The 1149-nt window shown below is 68.9% G+C and carries 3 protein-coding genes and 1 pseudogene; 2 read left to right on the forward strand and 2 right to left on the reverse strand.

Annotation, left to right across the window (positions count from 1 at the left end; all coding sequences use genetic code 11):
• Together NYR58_RS20415 and NYR58_RS20420 are read left to right on the forward strand one after the other, a co-directional pair.
• Window positions 1-515, forward strand: a 515-nt coding sequence (locus NYR58_RS20415; protein WP_261522951.1) for a DUF3489 domain-containing protein, incomplete at its 5' end; no start/stop codon positions are given.
• The gene (locus NYR58_RS20420) at window positions 515-715 is read left to right on the forward strand and encodes a hypothetical protein (protein ID WP_050475364.1); all 201 of its coding nucleotides are present in this window, start codon (window positions 515-517) and stop codon (window positions 713-715) included. The genes NYR58_RS20415 and NYR58_RS20420, both read left to right, overlap by 1 nt.
• Before the next feature lie 9 nt (window positions 716-724).
• Here the strand turns inward: NYR58_RS20420 and NYR58_RS20425 are convergent, their stop codons facing one another.
• On the reverse strand, window positions 725-934 hold the full coding sequence (locus tag NYR58_RS20425; RefSeq protein WP_261522952.1) for a DUF7220 family protein: 210 nt from the start codon (window positions 932-934) through the stop codon (window positions 725-727).
• Window positions 931-1149 (reverse strand): annotated as a pseudogene (locus NYR58_RS20430) (DNA methylase); the annotation flags it as partial. The pseudogene NYR58_RS20430 and the gene NYR58_RS20425, both read right to left, overlap by 4 nt.

Genomic DNA, 1149 nt, shown 5'->3' on the forward strand with positions numbered 1-1149 from the left:
TCCCCGGCTCGCTCCGCGGCGGCGCCGCCGCCAAGGTGGTCGGCGCGCTGCTCTCCCGCGGCCTGATCGCCGAGACCACGACCGACAGCAGGGCCAAGGCCGACACCGCGCAGGGCCGCATCTGGCGCAACGACGAGGACGGCCGCGCCATCCTCCTGCACATCACGGACGCAGGCCTCGCCGCCATTGGCGTCGAGCCGGAGAGCCCCGACCTCGCGCCTACGGGCGCCGACGAGGCGCCAAGCGCGGAGCCCCCGAAAGACGCTCCCGCGGAGGCAGACCCCGCGCCCAAGGCGCGCACACCGCGCACGGGCACGAAGCAGGCGAAGCTGATCGAGATGCTCCGCGCCGAGGGCGGCGCGACCATCGATGAGATCGTGGCGGCCCTCGACTGGCAAGCTCACACGGCTAGGGGCGCCATGTCCGGCGCGCTGAAAAAGAAGCTCGGCCTGACCATCACCTCCGAAAAGGTCGAGGGAAGGGGGCGCTGCTACCGCATCGAGGACGCCTCTTGATGCCGCGTTTCAGGGTCAAGATCACCCGTGCCGTCACCGAAAGCACCTGCGTGACCGTCGAGGCCCTGTCCCCGGAGGCGGCGCAAGCCGCCGCCTTCGAGGCACTGGCCGAAATGGAGAACTCCGTCTGGACCCTTGATGAGGGTTCGTGGAATGCAGGCCATGCCTACGTCACCGCGGTCGAGACCACCGACGTGTGATGCCTCGCGCTATCGCCAACGCTCGAACAGCCGCCGCAACAGGTAACCGCGCACCAGCGAGACGCCGACGAAGGCCAGACCGATGGTCAGATGCTCCGCGAGCCCCGTCTCGATCCCGAACCACGGGAACACGACGATCTGCGTGGCGATGGCCAAAACGTAGCCGACGACAACGTTTGCCGCGGCCTCGACCAAAGACATGGTCCGGCTCTGCTTCATGCGGCCGCTTCCTTGTTCCCCGCAGTCTCGCCCAGCCGCTCGGCCTTCACCTCGGCGAAGGTCCGGCCGTCTCCATCGAGGATCGCGTCGCGGCCCGTGTCCGCCTGCCAGCGCTCGACGGCGACATCGACATAGGCTGGGCTGATCTCCATCGCGAAGACGCGACGGCCATTGGCTTCGCCCGCCATGATCTGCGAGCCGGAGCCGCAGAAGGG

The organism is Chelativorans intermedius (assembly GCF_025398255.1).
Lineage (GTDB): Bacteria > Pseudomonadota > Alphaproteobacteria > Rhizobiales > Rhizobiaceae > Chelativorans > Chelativorans intermedius.